This is a genomic window from Microbacterium testaceum StLB037 (assembly GCF_008763945.1).
In the GTDB taxonomy this organism is placed as follows: domain Bacteria; phylum Actinomycetota; class Actinomycetes; order Actinomycetales; family Microbacteriaceae; genus Microbacterium; species Microbacterium testaceum_G.
In genome coordinates, this window is record NZ_VTQH01000001.1 from 929,985 (window position 1) to 948,267 (window position 18,283).

The 18,283-nt window shown below is 69.5% G+C and carries 17 protein-coding genes and 1 tRNA gene; 5 read left to right on the forward strand and 13 right to left on the reverse strand.

Annotated features, from left to right (window positions below; all coding sequences use genetic code 11):
* Positions 1–116: 116 nt before the first annotated feature.
* The 3 genes from F9B98_RS04350 to F9B98_RS04360 form a co-directional block, all read right to left on the reverse strand.
* Positions 117–809: a response regulator transcription factor gene (locus tag F9B98_RS04350; RefSeq protein WP_150953336.1), complete on the reverse strand. Its 693-nt coding sequence runs from the start codon at positions 807–809 to the stop codon at positions 117–119.
* Positions 806–1,774 carry a sensor histidine kinase gene (locus F9B98_RS04355; RefSeq protein ID WP_150953339.1) on the reverse strand — a complete coding sequence of 323 codons (969 nt, stop codon included), beginning with the start codon at positions 1,772–1,774 and terminating at the stop codon, positions 806–808. Before F9B98_RS04355 ends, F9B98_RS04350 begins: the two co-directional genes overlap by 4 nt.
* 97 nt (positions 1,775–1,871) lie before the next feature.
* Positions 1,872–1,961: transfer RNA gene (locus tag F9B98_RS04360), tRNA-Ser, on the reverse strand.
* A gap of 336 nt (positions 1,962–2,297) precedes the next feature.
* Here F9B98_RS04360 and F9B98_RS04365 point away from each other — a divergent pair.
* Both F9B98_RS04365 and radA read left to right on the forward strand, forming a co-directional pair.
* A complete protein-coding gene (locus F9B98_RS04365) occupies positions 2,298–3,251 on the forward strand; it encodes an L-lactate dehydrogenase (protein ID WP_150953343.1) in 954 nt (317 codons plus the stop codon).
* Between the two features lie 167 nt (positions 3,252–3,418).
* Positions 3,419–4,786 carry a DNA repair protein RadA gene (radA, locus tag F9B98_RS04370; RefSeq protein WP_150953346.1) on the forward strand — a complete coding sequence of 456 codons (1,368 nt, stop codon included), beginning with the start codon at positions 3,419–3,421 and terminating at the stop codon, positions 4,784–4,786.
* 369 nt (positions 4,787–5,155) lie between these two features.
* Here the strand turns inward: radA and F9B98_RS04375 are convergent, their stop codons facing one another.
* The 6 genes from F9B98_RS04375 to F9B98_RS04400 all read right to left on the reverse strand — a co-directional run bounded on the left by F9B98_RS04375 (position 5,156) and on the right by F9B98_RS04400 (position 10,867).
* Positions 5,156–5,566: a dehydrogenase gene (locus F9B98_RS04375; protein WP_150953349.1), complete on the reverse strand. Its 411-nt coding sequence runs from the start codon at positions 5,564–5,566 to the stop codon at positions 5,156–5,158.
* Between the two features lie 185 nt (positions 5,567–5,751).
* Positions 5,752–6,468: a FadR/GntR family transcriptional regulator gene (locus tag F9B98_RS04380; protein WP_150953351.1), complete on the reverse strand. Its 717-nt coding sequence runs from the start codon at positions 6,466–6,468 to the stop codon at positions 5,752–5,754.
* Positions 6,469–6,491: 23 nt separating this feature from the next.
* On the reverse strand, positions 6,492–7,271 hold the full coding sequence (locus F9B98_RS04385) for a 3-oxoacyl-ACP reductase (RefSeq protein ID WP_150953354.1): 780 nt from the start codon (positions 7,269–7,271) through the stop codon (positions 6,492–6,494).
* A 131-nt stretch (positions 7,272–7,402) separates the two neighbouring features.
* Positions 7,403–8,758: an aldehyde dehydrogenase family protein gene (locus F9B98_RS04390; protein WP_150953357.1), complete on the reverse strand. Its 1,356-nt coding sequence runs from the start codon at positions 8,756–8,758 to the stop codon at positions 7,403–7,405.
* Positions 8,755–9,531, reverse strand: coding sequence for a gamma-glutamyl-gamma-aminobutyrate hydrolase family protein (locus F9B98_RS04395; RefSeq protein WP_150953360.1), 777 nt, complete (start codon positions 9,529–9,531; stop codon positions 8,755–8,757). The genes F9B98_RS04390 and F9B98_RS04395 overlap by 4 nt, the downstream gene beginning before the upstream one ends.
* Positions 9,512–10,867 carry a glutamine synthetase family protein gene (locus F9B98_RS04400; RefSeq protein ID WP_150953363.1) on the reverse strand — a complete coding sequence of 452 codons (1,356 nt, stop codon included), beginning with the start codon at positions 10,865–10,867 and terminating at the stop codon, positions 9,512–9,514. Before F9B98_RS04400 ends, F9B98_RS04395 begins: the two co-directional genes overlap by 20 nt.
* A 146-nt stretch (positions 10,868–11,013) precedes the next feature.
* Here F9B98_RS04400 and F9B98_RS04405 point away from each other — a divergent pair, with 146 nt between their 5' ends.
* Positions 11,014–12,552, forward strand: coding sequence for an amino acid permease (locus F9B98_RS04405; RefSeq protein ID WP_150953366.1), 1,539 nt, complete (start codon positions 11,014–11,016; stop codon positions 12,550–12,552).
* Positions 12,553–12,604: 52 nt separating this feature from the next.
* On the opposite strand, the gene F9B98_RS04410 is transcribed toward F9B98_RS04405, so the two are convergent.
* From F9B98_RS04410 to F9B98_RS04420, 3 genes are all read right to left on the reverse strand, one after another.
* Positions 12,605–13,279, reverse strand: a complete 675-nt coding sequence (locus F9B98_RS04410) for a hypothetical protein (RefSeq protein ID WP_191966664.1) — start codon at positions 13,277–13,279, stop codon at positions 12,605–12,607.
* A 60-nt stretch (positions 13,280–13,339) separates the two neighbouring features.
* Positions 13,340–13,849: an amino-acid N-acetyltransferase gene (locus tag F9B98_RS04415; protein ID WP_150953369.1), complete on the reverse strand. Its 510-nt coding sequence runs from the start codon at positions 13,847–13,849 to the stop codon at positions 13,340–13,342.
* A 71-nt stretch (positions 13,850–13,920) separates the two neighbouring features.
* Positions 13,921–16,446 (reverse strand): ATP-dependent Clp protease ATP-binding subunit, encoded by a 2,526-nt coding sequence (locus tag F9B98_RS04420; RefSeq protein ID WP_150953372.1) that lies wholly within the window; start codon positions 16,444–16,446, stop codon positions 13,921–13,923.
* A gap of 190 nt (positions 16,447–16,636) precedes the next feature.
* Between F9B98_RS04420 and F9B98_RS04425 the strand changes: the two genes are divergently transcribed.
* Both F9B98_RS04425 and F9B98_RS04430 read left to right on the forward strand, forming a co-directional pair.
* Complete coding sequence (locus tag F9B98_RS04425) at positions 16,637–17,263, forward strand: hypothetical protein (RefSeq protein WP_150953375.1); 627 nt, start codon at positions 16,637–16,639, stop codon at positions 17,261–17,263.
* The gene (locus tag F9B98_RS04430) at positions 17,260–17,493 is read left to right on the forward strand and encodes a helix-turn-helix domain-containing protein (RefSeq protein ID WP_150953379.1); all 234 of its coding nucleotides are present in this window, start codon (positions 17,260–17,262) and stop codon (positions 17,491–17,493) included. The genes F9B98_RS04425 and F9B98_RS04430 overlap by 4 nt, the downstream gene beginning before the upstream one ends.
* 21 nt (positions 17,494–17,514) lie before the next feature.
* Here F9B98_RS04430 and F9B98_RS04435 read toward each other — a convergent pair whose 3' ends face one another.
* Complete coding sequence (locus tag F9B98_RS04435; RefSeq protein WP_150953382.1) at positions 17,515–18,243, reverse strand: hypothetical protein; 729 nt, start codon at positions 18,241–18,243, stop codon at positions 17,515–17,517.
* Between the last annotated feature and the right edge of the window lie 40 nt (positions 18,244–18,283).

An 18,283-nucleotide genomic window follows, 5' to 3' on the forward strand; every position in this document is an offset into this window, starting at 1 on the left:
TCGGCGATCCATCGTAGAGAACTCCTTTGTTTTCGGGATGTGCTCACACTAGGAATCGCGCGGGGTTCAGAACGTGACGAAGCGGTGACGCTCGGTGACAGTCGCGTCACCGAACCTCACTCGGTACGCAGGAGGTAGCCGGCTCCTCGGACGGCCTCGATCACCGCCGAGCTTCCCGGAACCGTGGAGTCGAGCTTGTGCCGGAGTCGATAGATGGCCGCCTTGATCATCTCCCGGCTGCCCAGCCGGTCGGACTCCCCCCACCCCAGCAGGAGGAGCTGACCGAAGTCGAGCACGACGCCGGGACGCGCCACGAGCGCGCTGAGCAGTTTGAACTCGTTGATCGTGAGCGCGATGCTCTTCGCGTCGATGACGGCGCCGTGATTCGTCGGGTCGAGCGTGATCACTCCGGCCGCCGTCGGCGCGCTCAGTAACGCGTCGTTGCGCCTGACGAGACGTTGAGCCCGCAGCGCGAGCTCGCGCGGATGGTAGGGCTTGGCGACGTAGTCGTCGGCATCCGCTTCGAGACCGGCGATACGGTCGGCGGCCTCCCCCTTCGCGGTCACCAGGATGACGGGGATGTCCCATTGGGCTTTGATCCGCCGGCAGAGGGTGATGCCGGAGACACCGGGGAGCATCACGTCGAGGAGGACCAGATCGGGCCTCACCTGGGAGAGCCGTTGCCAGACCACCTCGGCCGACACGAAGGCCTCGGTGCGGAAACCCTGCGTCTCGAGCGCGAAGGTGGCGATATCGAGCATCGCGCGTTCGTCGTCGACGACGAAGGCGAGGGGGCCGTTCTCTGTCATGCCGCCCCCATCGCGATACCCCGCGGGCGACCTCTCGCGCGCCATCGTCCGAGCGACGGGTGTGCGCGCCGCCCCTCATCCGGCGGGTTCAGGGGCAAGGCCAGCATCATCGTCGTTCCCTTGCCGGTGATCGTGTCGACGTAGATGCGTCCCCCGTGCAGCTTCACGAACTGCTGAGAGATGAAGAGCCCGATGCCCGTGCCGTTTCCGAGCGGGCGCCCGCTGACGAACCGCCGGAACAGCTGCTCCCGCTGGGCCTCGGTCATGCCCGTCCCGCTGTCGCTGACGGAGATGAGTACCTCGTCCTCCCCGGGGGCGATGCGGACCTCGACCTCACCGCTCGCAGCGATGCTGGTGGCGGCGTTGTTGATGAGGTTGATGATGACCTGGCGCACGAGTTGCGCATCGACCGGCGCACTCACCGGGGCACCCGGCGCGACGAGGACGATCGTCGCGTCGGAGATCTGCGAGAGTTCCTCGACGACGTCCCTGACGAGGACGCGCAGATCGACCACGGCACGATCGAGGGTGAACAGCCCCGCCTCCAAGCGGGCTCGAATCAACATCTGCTCGGCGAACGTGTGCATGCGCACGGCGTTGTCGCCGATGCGACGCACGAATTTGCGTTGCGCAGGTGTCAGGGTGCCCGCGCTTTCCTCGGCGAGGAGTTCGGCGGCCCCCTGGATGATGGCGAGGGGCGTTCGGATCTCGTGGCTGAGCACCGCGGCCTGGTCGGCGCGCCGCGAGTCGAGGTCGGCGAACTCCGACAATCGACGCCGATCCCGACGTCGCTCGACGACGAGCACGACGATGATGATGACCATCGAGACCGACGCCCCCACCACGCAGGCCTCGCCCCAGGCGGGCTCGTCCAGAAGATGCAGCACGACGGCGCCGACGATCGCGGCGAGCGTGGCAGCGCCCGAGCCGACGAGCAGCCCGGTCTCCCCGGTGAGACCCTTCATGGTTCGAGCCTACGTCCGCAGGGATCTCCGCGCCCCCAGGATGCCGCTGCGGAAACGCGAGAACGGCGCCCCGTGAGGGACGCCGTTCTCGGTGATCTGGCGGTGACGGTGGGATTTGAACCCACGGTAGGGGTGAACCTACACAACATTTCGAGTGTTGCACCTTCGGCCGCTCGGACACGTCACCGCCGAACAGCTTACGACAGAGTTGCGGATGCCGCGAATCGGCGCCGCTCCACGGCCCGCGCGTCCGCCGGTCGGCGCGTGCTGCGCTCCGTATATACCGCGGGTCCGCCCCGGCCCCCGGCCCCGCCCGAGCCTCGCGACCCTGAATTCTCCGGAGCCCGGCCCGGGGACCCGGCCCCGCAAACCGTGGGCCCATCCCACCGCCCCGACCCGGGGGCAGTCCGAAGCCCGGGGGTTCCGCGCTCCGTCCGCGCGAGCCGGGAGCCCGCGGCATCCGTTCATCCACCGTCGAATAACCCCGCTGGAAGGTGCCCGCGCCCGCTGCCAGGATCGAGCCATGAGCGTGATCGAGAACTCGAAGCTGACGGTCGTGGGGGCCGGGAGCGTGGGCGCGAGCGTCGCGTACGCGGCCCTCATCCGCGGGTCGGCGCGGCACGTCGCCCTCTACGACATCGCCGCCGAGAAGGTCGAGGCCGAGGTGCTCGACCTCGCCCACGGCACGCAGTTCACGGGGTCGAGCGACATCACGGGCGGCGCCGACGTCGCGGTCGCCGAGGGCTCGCACGTCGTCGTCATCACCGCCGGCGCCAAGCAGAACCCCGGCCAGACGCGCACCGAGCTCGCCGCAACGAACGCCCGCATCATCGGCGACATGATGCCGAAGCTCCTCGAGGTCGCCCCGAACGCCGTGTACGTCATCGTCACGAACCCGTGCGACGTGCTCACCGTCCTCGCTCAGCAGGCGACGGGGCTGCCGGCATCCCGCATCTTCGCCTCCGGAACCGTGCTCGACACCTCGCGCCTGCGGTGGAAGATCGCCCAGCGCGCCGGGGTCGCGACCTCGAGCGTGCACGCCTGGATCGTCGGCGAGCACGGCGACACCGAGTTCCCGCTGTGGTCGACGGCGACGATCGGCTCCGTCCCCATCACGCATTTCGAGCTGCCCGATGGCACCCGCTTCGACAAGGCCGAGCTCGACGCGATCGCGGTCGACGTGCGCGACGCTGCCTACAAGGTCATCAAGGGCAAGGGCGCGACCAACTACGCGATCGGCCTGTCGAGCACTCGGATCGTCGAGGCGATCCTGCGCGACGAGCACGCGATCCTCCCGGTCAGTACGGTGCTCGACGACTTCCACGGCATCGGCGGCACCGCGCTGTCGGTCCCCTCGATCGTCTCGGCGCGCGGGGCCGTGCCCCTGCCCGCGACCCCGTTCTCGACCGAGGAGCTGACGCTGCTGCGTCGTTCCGCCGACGCCCTGACGACGGTCGCCGAGTCGTTGCGCGGCTGAGCCACCGGCCCCCACCGCTGCGATAAACGCGGGCTGCACCGAGAAACGCCCTCCGAGAGCGTTTTCCAGTGCAGAGGGCGTTTATCGGAGGTGCGGTGGCCTCGGTTCGATTCCGGATGCCGGGACCCCGACGCGGCGATGTCAGAGGCCCCGCGTAGCCTGGGCGCATGGCATCCCGACGTCCCGCTGCAGCCCCCGCGCCCTACCGGTGCACCGAGTGCGGATGGACGACGCTGAAGTGGGTCGGACGCTGCGGCGAGTGCCAATCCTGGGGAACCGTGGTCGAGGCGGCGGAGCAGACGGGCATCGTCCGCTCGATCACGCCGGTCGTTCCGGGGGCCGGGCGCGTCGCCCGCCGCATCACCGAGATCGACACGCAAGACGCCCCGCGCCGCACGAGCGGGGTCGGCGAGTTCGACCGCGTGCTGGGCGGCGGCATCGTCCCCGGCGCCGCCATCCTGCTCAGCGGCGAGCCGGGCGTGGGCAAGTCGACGCTGCTGCTCGAGGTCGCGGCCCAGAGCGCGCGCGCCGGGCGACGCGTGCTGTACGCGAGTGGGGAAGAATCCGCGGCCCAGGTGCGGCTGCGCGCCGAGCGCACCGGCGCCCTGCACGACGAGCTCTTCCTCGCGGCCGAGACCGATCTCGCCACCATCCTCGGCCACATCGACCAGGTCGAGCCGGGCCTGCTCATCGTCGACTCGGTGCAGACGGTGTCGTCGGCGCACAGCGACGGCGCGGCCGGTCAGCCCGCGCAGGTGCGCGAGGTGGCATCCGCCCTCATCCGTGTCGGGAAAGAACGGGGCCTGCCGATCATCATCGTCGGCCACGTCACGAAAGACGGCTCGATCGCCGGTCCCCGCATCCTCGAGCACCTCGTCGACGTCGTCTGCCACTTCGAGGGCGACCGCCAGACGTCGCTGCGCTTCGTCCGCGCGCTGAAGAACCGCTTCGGCCCCACCGACGAGGTCGGCTGCTTCGACATGACCGGCACGGGCATCGCCGAGGTCGCCGACCCGAGCGCGCTGTTCCTCGGTCACGGCGAACCCGAACCCGGCACCTGCGTCACCATAGCGATGGAGGGGCGGCGCGCCCTTCCCGTCGAGATCCAGGCGCTGGCCGTGCGCCAGACCGCCCCCAACCCGCGCCGCATCGTCAACGGCGTCGACTCGTCGCGCGTCGCGATGGTGCTCGCGGTGCTCGAGAGCCGAATGGGGCTGACCCTGTCCGACCGCGATGTCTACGTCTCGACGGTCGGCGGCGTGCGCCTCGTCGAACCCGCGGCCGACCTCGCCATCGCGATCGCCGTCGCGAACGCCGTGAAGAACCGCAAGGTCTCGAAGCGTCTCGCCGCCATCGGCGAACTCACGCTCACCGGTGAGATCCGCAACGTCACCCAGGCCGCCCAGCGCGCGTCCGAGGCCAAGCGCCTCGGCTATCACACGGTGCTCGACGCCTCGTCCCGCAAGCTCGCGCAGGCCCTCAACGAGCTGCAGGTGCGGGGCATGCCGCGCGACGACAGCGAACCGGGGTTCTGACGGAGGCCACCCGCACCCCCGAGCTGATCAGGGACGGGATCGTCGGCGCGGGCTGAGCCCGAGGTCAGATACGCGGGCCGAGGCCGGGGGTCTGCCGCGCGGGCTGAGGCACGGGTAAGCGGCACGGACTGAGCCCGGGGTCAGCGGCACGGATCGAGGCCGGGATCGTCGGCGCGGGCTGAGCCCGGGGTCAGCGTCCCGGAGGAGCCGACCGGCGACGGCGGTGCGGGGAGGTCATTCCCAGCACGGCGGGGATGACAAGTCCGGCGGCGCACACGGCACCGGCGATCAGGTACTCCATGGCCCCGAGTCTTGCACGCGTCGCCCGCACACGCGAGTCCGAACGCGCACCCGGAACCTTCCCGCGCCTCAGGCGTCGAGCGCGGCGATCAGGTCGGCTGGCGATGCCTGGATGGGGTGCGGCCCGGCGATGTCGATGAACACCGTGGTGATGGCATCCTGATGCGTTCCGAGGAACGTCCGCAGCCACTGCGGAGACTGCAGGGCCACGTGGGGCGGCAGTGTCTCGGGCTTGTGGGCCGCATCGCTGAACAGCAGAAGGGCCACCTGCCCGGTGTTCGGGTCGCGGTAGGTCCACACCTCGCCGACGCTGAGCGGGTTGTCGGCGTCTCCCGCCGTCATCAGGGGCACGACCGTCGGCCCGTGGCGCAGAGCGAAGGCGATCGCGGCCATGTCCTGCGTCTGCAGGGCATCCGTCAGCGCGGTGTTCTTGAAGTCCATGTCGAGCTTCTTCCCCTTGCGCTTCTTGCCTGCGGCCATCCTCCGAGCCTAATCGCGGCGGGCGCCCCGGCCGCATCGAGAGTTCGGGGCGGATCCCGTCGTTCGGGGCGGACATCCCCCGCCCCAGAGTGCAGGATCCGCCCCAAACCTCGCTCCCCACCGGGCCGCGCGCCTGGGGGCCTCTCACACGGCGCCAGAAACACCCGGCCGAACCGCGGCAAGCTTTACGCCAAGAACCCCCGCAGCAACGCCTCCGACCCGGCGAGGTGGTCGCGCATCGCCGCGTGGGCGGCATCCGGCCTCCCGGCGAGGATCGCCGACACCACCGCGGCGTGCTGCGCGGTCGAGTGCTCGATGTTGCGCGGCAGCAGGGGGAAGGTGTCGAGCCAGGCGTTCACGCGCGCGCGGTTGTCGGCTACGAGGGGAGGGAGCGAGGGGATGCCGGCGAGCTCCGCGATCGTCAGGTGCAGGAGCGTGTCGAGTCGGCGGTAGTCCTCCCCGTCGGCGAGCGCGGCCGCTTCGTGTCGCGCCCACAACACGTCGCGCTCCTCGGCGGACAGCGACCGCGCGGCCGCCGCCCACGCCGCCCCGGGCTCGAGCACTCCCCGCAGGGCGATGACGTCCGCGAGCTCGGCGGCCGAGACCACCGCCGGTTCCGACGGCCGGGGCACGGGGTCGACGACGAAGGTGCCGCCGTAGCGACCTCGCCGGGTCTCGAGCCACCCGGCATCCGAGAGCTCCCGCAGAGCCTCGCGGACTGTGTCGCGGCTCACCCCGTACAGCGCGGCGAGCTCGCGTTCGGCGGGAAGCGACTCCCCCGGCGCGACGAGCCCGAGGCGCACGGTCTGCACGATGCGGGCCGTGGTGTCTTCGAGCGCGTTCCCGCTGCGAACGGGTCGATAGACGGCCCGCCGCAGGTCGTCCAGGGGCGCCTCGCTCACCCTCTCAGCCTGTCACGTCACGCTCAGAGCGGGGTCACGTAGGCGTTGGTGATCCCCCCGTCCACCACGAACGCCGTCGCGGTGATGAAGGACGCGTCGTCGGATGCCAGGAAGGCCACGGCCGCGGCCATCTCCTCCGGCTCCGCGAAGCGGCCCATCGGCACGTGCACGAGGCGGCGCTGCGCGCGCTCGGGGTCCTTGGCGAAGAGCTCCTGCAGGAGCGGGGTGTTGACCGGTCCCGGGCACAGCGCGTTGACGCGGATCCCCTGGCGCGCGAACTGCACGCCGAGCTCGCGGGTCATCGCGAGCACACCGCCCTTCGACGCGGTGTACGAGATCTGCGAGGTCGCCGAGCCCAGCAGCGCGACGAACGAGGCGGTGTTGATGATGGACCCACGACCGGCCGGCACCATGTGCCGCAGAGCCGCGCGCGAGCACAGGTACACGCTCTTGAGGTTCACGTCCTGCACTCTGTCCCAGGCGGGGAGCTCGGTCGTCTCGATCGAGTCGTCGTCGGCGGGCGAGATGCCGGCGTTGTTGAAGGCGATGTCGACGCCGCCGAGCTCGGCGGCGACACCGTCGAAGAGGGCGTTCACGGAGTCCTCGTCGGCGACGTTCACCTGGCGGAAGACACCGCCCACCTCGGTGGCGGCGGCCGTGCCGGTGGTCTCGTCGAGGTCGGCGATCACGACGCGCGCGCCCTCCGCCGCGAACCGGCGGGCGGTGGCGAGGCCGATGCCGCTCGCTCCTCCCGTGACGATGGCGACGCGATCGCGCAGACGCTGGGTGAGGTCGATGGTCATGGTGCGGTGGTTCCTTTCACGCCGAACCGTGTCCCACTTATGGCTGGTTCAGAGCCTCTGAAGAAGCGAGAAGTGGGACGAGGGGTGTCATAACGGGGACGAGGGGGCAGGGGCAGAGGAGGGCGGGGCGGTCACTCGGTGGCGTAGAAGACGTTCTTCGTCTCGGTGAAGTGCTCGGCGGCATCCGGACCCAGCTCGCGACCGAGGCCCGAGGCCTTCATGCCACCGAAGGGCGTGGAGTAGCGCACCGACGAGTGCGAGTTCACCGACAGCACGCCGCTGCGCACACCGCGGGAGACCCGGATGCCGCGGCCCAGACTCTCGGTCCAGATCGAGCCGGCGAGACCGTAGGCGGTGTCGTTGGCGAGGCGGATGGCATCCGCTTCATCGTCGAACGGCAGCACGGCCAGCACGGGACCGAAGACCTCGTCGCGCGCGATCCGGTCGCCCGGCTGCGCGAGCACCACGGCGGGGGCGAACCAGAAGCCGTCCCCCTCGGGCGCCGATCCGCGGAACGCGACGTCGGCCCCGTCGAGGAATCCCTGGACGGAGGAGCGGTGGGATGCCGAGATGAGCGGCCCCATCTGGGTGTCTTCATTCATCGGGTCACCGACCTTCCACGACGCGACCGCCGGCTCGAGCATCTCGAGGAAGCGGTCGAAGACGCTCCGCTGCACGAGGAGGCGGCTGCGCGCACAGCAGTCCTGACCGGCGTTGTCGAACACCGAGCCGGGTACGCCCCCGGCGGCCTTCTCGAGGTCGGCGTCGGCGAAGACGATATTGGCGCTCTTGCCGCCGAGCTCGAGGGTCACGGGCTTGAGCAACTGCGCGCAGCCGGCCGCCACCTCGGTGCCGACCTCGGTCGATCCGGTGAAGACGACCTTGTGCACGTCGGGATGTGAGACGAAGCGCTGACCCACGACCGAACCCGAGCCCACGATCGCCTGGAACAGGCCCCGCGGGAGCCCCGCCTCGAGCGCGAGCTCCCCGAGCCGCACGGCGGTGAGCGGGGTGAGCTCCGCAGGCTTGAGCACCACGGCGTTGCCCGCCGCGAGCGCGGGGGCGAAGCCCCACGCTGCGATGGTCATGGGGAAGTTCCACGGCACGATGATCCCGACGACGCCGTAGGGCTCGTGGTAGGTCACATCCAGGCCGCCGGCGACCGGGATCTGCGACCCGATCAGGCGCTCGGGCGAACCGGCGTAATAGTTCAGCACCTGGGCGACGTGCTGGGCCTCCCACCGCGCGGAGCCGATCGGGTGCCCGGAGTTCTGCACCTCGAGAGCGGCGAGCTCCTCGACGTGCGTCTCGACCACCCGGGCGAAGGCGCGCAGCGCATCGGCCCGGGCGACCGGGGCCAGGGCGGCCCACGCGCGCTGCGCGCGGACGGCGTCGGCGACGGCGGCATCCACCTGCGCGATGTCCGCCCTCTCCAGGGTGGTGATCGGCGCCCCGGTCGACGGGTTCGTGACGGTGAAGGTGCTCATACGGTGACTTCCTGGTGCTCGGGGGAATGTGAGGCGCGGTGTCGCGCGGCGGCGGCGACGAGCCCGAGGAAGAGCCGCCGATCCTCGGCGTTCTCCTCCGGATGCCACTGCACGGCGACCAGGTAGTCGTCGCCGTCCACCTCGACCGCCTGCACGAGCCCGTCGTCGGTCCGCGCGGTGACCCGCAGGCCGTCGGCGACGCGGTCGACGCCCTGATGGTGGTAGCTGTGGACGGTGAGCGGCCCAGCCCCGACCAGACCGGCCAGCCGGGTGTCGGCATCCACCTCCACCGTGTTCTCGGCGAAGACGCCGCCACCGATCCGGTAGCGCTCGGTGCCGAGCGCCTCGGGCAGGTGCTGGTGCAGCGTGCCGCCCATCGCGACGTTGATGAGCTGCAGTCCCCGGCAGATGCCGAAGACCGGGATGCCGCGCTCCCGCGCCCCGGCGAGCAACGCGATCTCCCACGCGTCCCGGTCGGCGCGAGCGGGGTCGGTCAGTGGGTGGCGTTCGGCACCGTAGAGCTCGGGCTGCACGTCGAGACCGCCGGTGAGGATGAGCCCGTCGAGGCCCTCCAGCACCGCGTCGGCGGCCTGCTCGGGCCGCGGCTGCGGGGGCAGCAGCACGGCGGTGGCGCCCGAGGCGGTCACGGCGTCGAAGTACTGCTGCGGCAGGAACGAGGCGCGCACATCCCACACGCCCTGCTTCGCGCGCTCGAGGTAGGTGGTGAGCCCCACCACGGGGGTCCTGCTCGGATCAGAGGCGCTCGAAACCACGCACCCGCTCCCAATCGGTCACGGCGGCGTCGAAGGCCTCGACCTCGATGCGCGCCTGGTTCAGGTAGTGCTCGACGACCTCGTCACCGAAGGCCGCGCGGGCGATGCTCGACTCGGAGAAGAGACGGGCGGCCTCGCGCAGGGTCGTCGGCAGGGTGTCGACGCCCGCGGCGTAGGCGTTGCCGGTGAGCGGTGCGGGCAGCTCCAGCTCGTTCTCGATCCCGTACAAGCCCCCCGCGATGATCGCCGAGATCGCCAGATACGGGTTCACGTCTCCCCCGGGCACGCGGTTCTCCACCCGCAGCGAGGAGCCGTGACCGACCACGCGCAGGGCGCACGTGCGGTTGTCGACGCCCCAGGCGACACCGGTCGGGGCGAACGATCCCTTCGCGTACCGCTTGTACGAGTTGATCGTGGGCGCGTACAGCAGCGTGAATTCGCGCAGGGTGGCCAGGATGCCGGCGATCCAGTGCCCCATCAGGGGGCTGAACCCGTGCTCGCCGTCACCCGCCATGACCGCCGCGCCGTCGTCGCCGCGCACGGAGAGGTGGATGTGGCAGCTGTTGCCCTCGCGCTCGTTGAACTTCGCCATGAACGTCAGCGACTTGCCGTGCCGGTCGGCGATCTCCTTGGCCCCGTTCTTGTAGAGCGTGTGATTGTCCGCGGTCTCGAGTGCCTCGGCATAGCGGAAGGCGATCTCCTGCTGGCCGAAGTTGCACTCGCCCTTCACGCCCTCGCAGTACATGCCCGCTCCGTCCATGCCGAGGCGGATGTCGCGCAGCAGCGGCTCGAGCCGGGTGGTGGCGAGAAGGTTGTAGTCGACGTTGTAGTCGGTCGAGGGCGTCAGCTGCGTGTACCCCTTCGCCCAGGCGTCGCGGAACGAGTCGTCGAAGACGATGAACTCCAGCTCCGTCCCGGCGTAGGCGGTGAGCCCGCGCTCGGCGAGCCGTGCACGCTGCGCGTTCAGGATTCCGCGGGGCGACTGCGCGACGTGCGCGCGGTCTTCCCACGCGAGGTCGGCGAAGACGAGCGCCGTTCCGGGCTGCCAGGGAATCGTGCGGAGGGTCTCGAGATCGGGGACGAGCAGCATGTCGCCGTAGCCCTTCTCCCAACTCGACATCGCGTAGCCGTCGACGGTGTTGAGGTCGACGTCGACCGAGAGCAGGTAGTTGCACGCCTCGGCTCCGTGCCCGCGCACCTCGTCGCGCCAGAAACGCGCGGCGACGCGCTTGCCGACGAGCCGCCCCTGCGCGTCGGGAAAGGCGACGACCACGGTGTCGATCTCGCCCGCCTCGATCGCGGCGTCCAGTTCTTCGCTGCTGAGATTGCCCGCCATGGTCTCCCTCTCGCGGTGTCCACGCCCCCTCGAGCGCAGGACGTAACGAGGAACTTACACGTCAAAGGTAGACAGGTCGACCAATAGAAGGCCATGATTTCCCGCAAGGCGACCCCGAAGCCTGTCCGCACCCGTCTGGAGGTCCCATGTCCACCTCGAGCAACTCCCATAAAAAGGTCGCCGGAGCCACCTATACCGCCACCGACGCCACGTACTTTGAGAAACGCACACTGAAACGCTCGGCCGGCGTGTGGGGTCTGTGGGGTCTCGCCGTCGCCGCCGTCATCTCGGGCGACTTCTCCGGCTGGAACTTCGGCATCGGCTTCGCCGGCTTCGGCGGCATGCTCATCGCCTTCGTCATCCTCGTGGTGATGTACTACGGCCTCACCTTCTCAATCGGAGAGATGGCCGCCGCGATGCCCCACACCGGCGGCGCATACTCGTTCGCACGCTCCGCGATGGGCCCGTGGGGAGGCCTCGCGACCGGCCTCGCCGAGACGATCGAATACGTCGCCACCACCGCCGTCGTCGTCTACTTCTCGGGGCAGTACGCCGACTCGGCGCTCGAGCTGCTGACCGGGGTGAGTCTTCCCGCCTTCGTCTGGTGGATCATCCTCTACGCGCTGTTCATCGCCCTCAACGCCGCCGGGGCGAACATCTCCTTCGGCTTCGCCATCGTCGTGTCGATCATCTCGATCGGCATCATCGTGGTCTTCGGCGCGATGTCTCTCTTCACCGGTGCCTTCGACTGGGGCTCGCTGTGGAACATCGCCCCCACCGACGGCAACACCGAGTTCCTCCCCTTCGGCGTCGGGTCGATCCTCCTGGCGCTCCCCTTCGCGATGTGGTTCTTCCTCGGCATCGAGGAACTCCCCCTCGCCGCCGAGGAATCGCACGACCCGGCCCGCGACATCCCGCGCGCCGGCCTGTGGGCACGCGGCACCCTCATCGTCACGGGCCTCATCGTGCTGTTCCTCAACACCGGTGTCCTCGGCGCGGAAGAGACCGGCGGCTCGCTCGAGCCCCTCCTCGACGGCTTCCGCGCGATGGTCGGCGACCAGGCCGCGGCCCTGCTGTCTCTCCTCGCGCTCGTCGGGCTCCTGGCATCCCTGATGGGGATCATGTTCGCCTACGGGCGCAACATGTACTCGCTCTCGCGCGCCGGGTACTACCCCCGCTGGCTGTCGCTCACCGGAGCGCGCAAGACCCCCTGGGTGGCGCTCGTCTTCGGAGCCCTGCTCGGCTTCGTCGCCCTGGTCGTCGTGCAGGCGGCCGGTGGAGACTCCAGTCCCGCGGGTGCGATCGTGCTGAACATCGCCGTCTGGGGTGCCGTGCTGGCGTACTTCCTGCAGATGGTCGCCTTCATCGTGCTGCGGCGGAAGTTCCCGAACGCGGTGCGCCCGTACAAGAGCCCGTGGGGCCTGTTCGGCGCCTACTCGGCCGCCGTCATCGCCGCGGTCGTTTTCTTCGGACTGCTTTTCAACCCGACGTACCTGCTCGCCATCGTGGCGATCATCGTCGTCTACGCCGTGATCTTCATCGCCTTCGCCGTCTACGGACGCCACCGTCTCGTGCTCTCCCCCGAGGAGGAGTACGCCCTGTCGGGCGGGCTGCACGGCGACCCCCAGAAGGAGGGCTACGACGCCATGGAGGGCGAGGTGTTCGGGAAGAACCCCCGGTCCTGAGACCGGGAACGACGAGGGGCGGATGCCAACCGGCATCCGCCCCTCGTGACGTTCAGCGCAGGATGAACGACGCGGTGCCGGACGAGGGGATGCCGCCGATCGACACGCTCAAGTGGTACGTCGATCCGCCGCCGGGAGCATAGGGCCGTTCGCCGCCGCACGAACTCACCGAGGAGCGCGTACGGTCCCAGGTGAGGGGCGCGGAGCTGGTGACGACCTGCCCCGCGGCCAGCGTCACCTCCATGTCGCTCGGCTCGGACTGGCAGTCCGTCGAGCGCCACCAGACGTCCGACCCGCTCGTCACGGTGAACGACTGCGCGCTGGTGCCGACGTTCATCGTGCACGGGTTCGCGCTGGTGTTGGTGAGCTTGATCGAGAGCTGGGGGTTCTCGCCCTGTCCGTACTCGCTCTTGTCCGACAGCGCCTCGACGGTGATGTCGCCCGCCGTGCACTCGACGGGCCCGGCGGGAGCGGTCGGCGTCGGCGAGGCGGAGGGTGCTGCGGAAGCGGGCGCGGACGCCGCGGGTGCGGTCGTCGACGCCGCGACGGCGGAGCTGCTCGCGGCGGGGGCGGGGGTCGCCTCGGCGGTGGGAGCGGCACGCCACGGGGGAGCCGCCACGAGCCACACGACGAGGCCGATCACCAGCAGCGCGAGGAGCCCTGCAGCGAGACGACGACGACGGTAGACCGCCGGGGACTGCCTCCGCCTACGGGGGGCATCGGTCATGCTTCCAGGGTAGGCGGCGCGGCTGGACGCTCGCGCCACGGCACGCTCAGCGGCGCGAGCTCACAGCTGCTTCAACATCCGGGTGTTGCCGAGCGTGTTCGGCTTGACGTGCGCCAGATCGAGGAACTCGGCGACGCCCTCGTCGGGGCTGCGCACGAGTTGCGAGTACACGTCGGGGTCGACGACCTGCTCGCCGATCTCGGCGAAGCCGCGACGGGTGAAGAAATCGACCTCGAAGGTCAGGCAGAACAGCCGGGAGACACCGAGCTCGCGCGCGCGGTCCTCGAGCGTCTCGACGATCGCGCGTCCGACCCCGTGGTGCAGCCAGTCGTCGTGGACGATGAGCGTGCGGATCTCGCCGAGGTCCTCCCACATCACGTGCAGCGCACCGCACCCGATGACCACGCCGTCGGCCTCGGCCACGACGAACTGCTGCACCGAGCCGTAGAGCACGACGAGGTCTTTGCCCAGCAGGATGCGCTTCTGCACGAACGGCTCGAGCAGTTCGTGGATGCGTCGGACGTCGGCGGTTCCGGCGGGGCGGACGACGAACGGCGCGGGAGAGGTCATCGTCCCAGCGTACGCCGCAACGACGAAGGGCCCGGATGCCGTGGCATCCGGGCCATTCGTTCGCTACGCGATCAGTTACCCGCGAGAGTGTCGGGGGTGGCGGCGATCTCGCCCGCCGTTCCGACGCCGATCGCGACCTTCTCGCCACGCGGGCTGGTCTCGAACGAGAACTGTCCGTTCTCGACGCCGACCTTCACGTGGTCGCCCGACTCGAGCTCTCCGTGCAGGATCTTCTCGCTGAGACGGTCCTCGACCTCGCGCTGCATGGCGCGACGCAGGGGACGAGCACCGAGGGTCGGGTCGAAGCCGATCTCGATGAGCTTGTCCTTGGCGTCGTCCGACAGCTCGACGGTCATGTCGCGGTCGAGCAGACGATCGGCCAGACGCTTCACGAACAGGCCGACGATCTGACGGAGTTCGTCCTTGTTCAGCTGCGGGAAGACGATCACGTCGTCGACGCGGTTGAGGAACTCGGGCTTGAAGTGCCGCTTGAGCTCTTCGTCGACCTTGCCCTTCATCCGCTCGTACGAGGTCTGCGCGCTGCCCTCGACTTGGAAACCGACCGGGCCACCGGCGATCGCCGACGAACCGAGGTTCGTCGTCATGATGATCACGGTGTTCTTGAAGTCGATGACGCGACCCTGACCGTCGGTCAGGCGACCCTCTTCGAGGATCTGCAGCAGCGAGTTGAAGATGTCGGGGTGAGCCTTCTCGATCTCGTCGAAGAGGACGACCGAGAACGGCTTGCGGCGCACCTTCTCGGTGAGCTGCCCACCCTCTTCGAAGCCGACGAACCCGGGAGGGGCACCGAACAGACGCGAGACGGTGTGCTTCTCGCCGAACTCCGACATGTCGAGGGAGATCAGCGCACCCTCGTCGTCGAAGAGGAACTCGGCGAGCGCCTTGGCGAGCTCGGTCTTTCCGACACCCGTGGGGCCGGCGAAGATGAACGAGCCGCTCGGACGCTTGGGGTCCTTCAGACCCGCACGCTGACGACGGATCGTGCGCGAGAGGGCCGCGATCGCCTCTTCCTGGCCGATGACCCGCTGGTGCAGGGCCTTCTCCATGAACATGAGCCGGCTGGACTCCTCCTCGGTGAGCTTGAACACCGGGATGCCGGTCGCCTGGGCGAGCACCTCGGCGATCAGGCCCTCGTCGACCACCGCGTGGGAGGCGACGTCACCCGAGCGCCACTGCTTCTCGAGGCGCAGACGCTCGGCGAGCAGCGACTTCTCCTCGTCGCGCAGAGCCGCGGCCTTCTCGAAGTCCTGGTCCTCGGAGGCCTGCTCTTTCTGCTCGCGGACCTTCGCGATCTTCTCGTCGAACTCGCGCAGCTCGGGCGGCGACGACAGGATCGACAGACGCAGGCGGGCGCCGGCCTCGTCGATCAGGTCGATGGCCTTGTCGGGCAGGAAGCGGTCGGAGATGTAGCGGTCGGCGAGGTTCGCGGCGGCGACGATCGCACCGTCGGTGATCTGCACCTTGTGGTGCGCCTCGTAGCGGTCGCGCAGCCCCTTCAGGATGTTGATCGCGTGGGGCAGGCTCGGCTCGGCGACCTGGATCGGCTGGAAGCGGCGCTCGAGAGCGGCATCCTTCTCGAAGTGCTTGCGGTACTCGTCGAGCGTGGTGGCACCGATGGTCTGGAGCTCACCGCGGGCGAGGAGGGGCTTGAGGATGGATGCCGCGTCGATCGCACCCTCGGCGGCTCCGGCACCCACGAGGGTGTGGATCTCGTCGATGAAGACGATGATGTCGCCGCGCGTGCGGATCTCCTTCGTGACCTTCTTGAGCCGCTCTTCGAAGTCACCGCGGTAGCGGGAACCGGCGATGAGCGAGCCGAGGTCGAGAGAGTAGACCTGCTTGTCCTTGAGCGTCTCGGGCACATCGCCCTTGACGATGGCCTGCGCCAGGCCCTCGACGACGGCGGTCTTTCCGACGCCGGGCTCGCCGATGAGGACGGGGTTGTTCTTCGAGCGGCGCGACAGGATCTGCATCACGCGCTCGATCTCCTTCTCGCGCCCGATGACGGGGTCGAGCTTGTTGTCGCGCGCGGCCTGCGTGAGGTTGCGTCCGAACTGGTCGAGAACGGCCGAGCCGCCCTGCGCTCCCGACGACTGCTGCTCGCCGGCGCCGGTCGCAACGCCCGCGGGCTCCTTGCCCTGGTAGCCCGAGAGCAGCTGGATGACCTGCTGGCGGACCTTGTTGAGGTCGGCGCCGAGCTTGACCAGCACCTGCGCGGCGACGCCCTCGCCCTCGCGGATCAGACCGAGCAGGATGTGCTCGGTGCCGATGTAGTTGTGGCCCAGCTGCAGCGCTTCGCGCAGAGACAGCTCGAGCACCTTCTTCGCACGGGGCGTGAAGGGGATGTGGCCGGTCGGCTGCTGCTGCCCCTGGCCGATGATGTCCTGCACCTGCTCGCGGACGGCGTCGAGCGAGATGCCCAGCGACTCCAGCGCCTTGGCAGCAACACCCTCACCCTCGTGGATGAGGCCCAGGAGGATGTGCTCGGTTCCGATGTAGTTGTGGTTGAGCATCTTCGCCTCTTCTTGGGCGAGTACAACCACACGACGAGCACGGTCGGTGAATCTCTCGAACATCCTCAGTCCCTCCAAAAATGGGCTGACAGGCACGCCTCCGCGCGCCGTACATCGAGAGTAACCAGCGGTCGCAGGCCTGAGCCCCGTGTTCGCCGTGGGCATACCGCCGTGACGTCCGGTCTTGCGTAACACATCGATAGTCGTTAGTTTATCGATAACCGATAATAACGATCATCGATAAGGAGCGATCATGGCATCCCCCCGCCCCGCCTCGCGCGTCCTCTCCCGCGCCGACACGTTCGGCTTCGTGCTGTTCCTGATCGGCGGTGTCGCGATCGCCGTCGCCGCCGTCGTACAGGCAGTGGGAGACATCGCGCGCGCTCTCCCCAACCGTGACATCACGCTCTCGGCTCCGTTCCTCGCCACCGAGGCGCAGGCGCCCTTGGGCCCCGACGGAACACCGGTGACCGTCACCGTAGACACCGCGTCCGTGACGGTCGAGTCCCTCCAACCCGCCGCCCTCGGTGCGCTCGTCATCAGTCACGCGCTGTTCGCCGTGGCGATGGTGACGGTGGTGACTTTGCTGCTCATCCTCTGCTTCGGCATCCTCCGCGGCCGGATCTTCTCCCGTCGTCACACGGCGCTCGTGACCGCCGCGGGCATCGTCGCCATCGCGGGGATGTACCTCGTGCCGTTCTTCCACAACATGGCGGTCAACGGAGCCCTCGCGCTCCTGTCCGGAGGGACCTACGATCGCGGCGTCATCGGAACCGTCGATCTCTTGAGCATCTTCGCCGTCGCCTTCGTCGTCGCACTCGCCGGCACGGTGTTCGCCATCGGCGACCGCCTGCGACGGGACACCGAGGGTCTCGTATGACCCCCGCTACCACGGACGACGGCCCCACGGGCATCCATTGCCGTCTCGATGAGCTGCTCGAGGCCCGCGGCATGACGCTCACCCGCCTCAGCGAGCTCGTCGGGGTCTCGGTCGTGAACCTCTCGGTGTTGAAGAACGACCGCGCCCGGGCGATTCGTTACTCGACGCTGTCAGCGATCTGCCGGGCCCTCGAGTGCGAGGTCGGCGACCTCCTCGTCGTCGAGCACTGACGCCCGCCCCGACGACCGGCGTCAGCGCGTGCCGAGCACGGGGATGGGCGCGTCGGTGGTGACGCCGCCGCCGGAGAGCACGAGCGACGCCGCACCCGAGCCCGCCTCGCGTCCGATGTCGGCGAGGGTGACGCGCGGGCCCATGTCCATCGTGCAGACCTGGTCGGCCGGCGGCGTGGCGAACTGGACGGCGACTTCGGATCCGGCCGCGGTGACCGCCTCGACCGAGGGGACGCACGACGAGCTGCCGTAGGTCACGATCGCGACGAGCGAATCGTTCACCCAACCGGCCGACGGTGTGAACTCGGCGGGGGTCGCGGGAACGGGGTCGAGCCCGGAGAGGAGCGCCCTCCCCTCCACCTCCCCCGTCACCGCGACGGCGAGGTCGGTGCTCGGCTCGACGCCCGCTGGGAGGCTGACGAGGGTCGCCCTCGGTGCCATGTCACGTGTGCAGTTCTCCCGCGGCGATGCGGCGAGGTCGACGGTGATCGTCGTGCCGGACGCGCTCGGCTCCCCGCTCACGACCGGCGGACACGTGGAGCTCCCGGTCGTGACGACGGCGACGGATCGGCCACCGTCCACCCACGCCGCCCCGATCTCGGCGGAGAGCGTCGAGCCCGTGGCATCCGGCGTCGAGGAGGCTCCGCCCGAAGAAGGCGCAGACGCTCCCGTGGCGCATCCGGTGAGGGCGCCGGCGGCGAGGAGCCCGGCGCCGATCAGGCCGAGCACGGTCAGGCGGTGACGGGTCATGAGAACCTCCGGGGCGAGTCGCGATCCATGATGTCGGAGA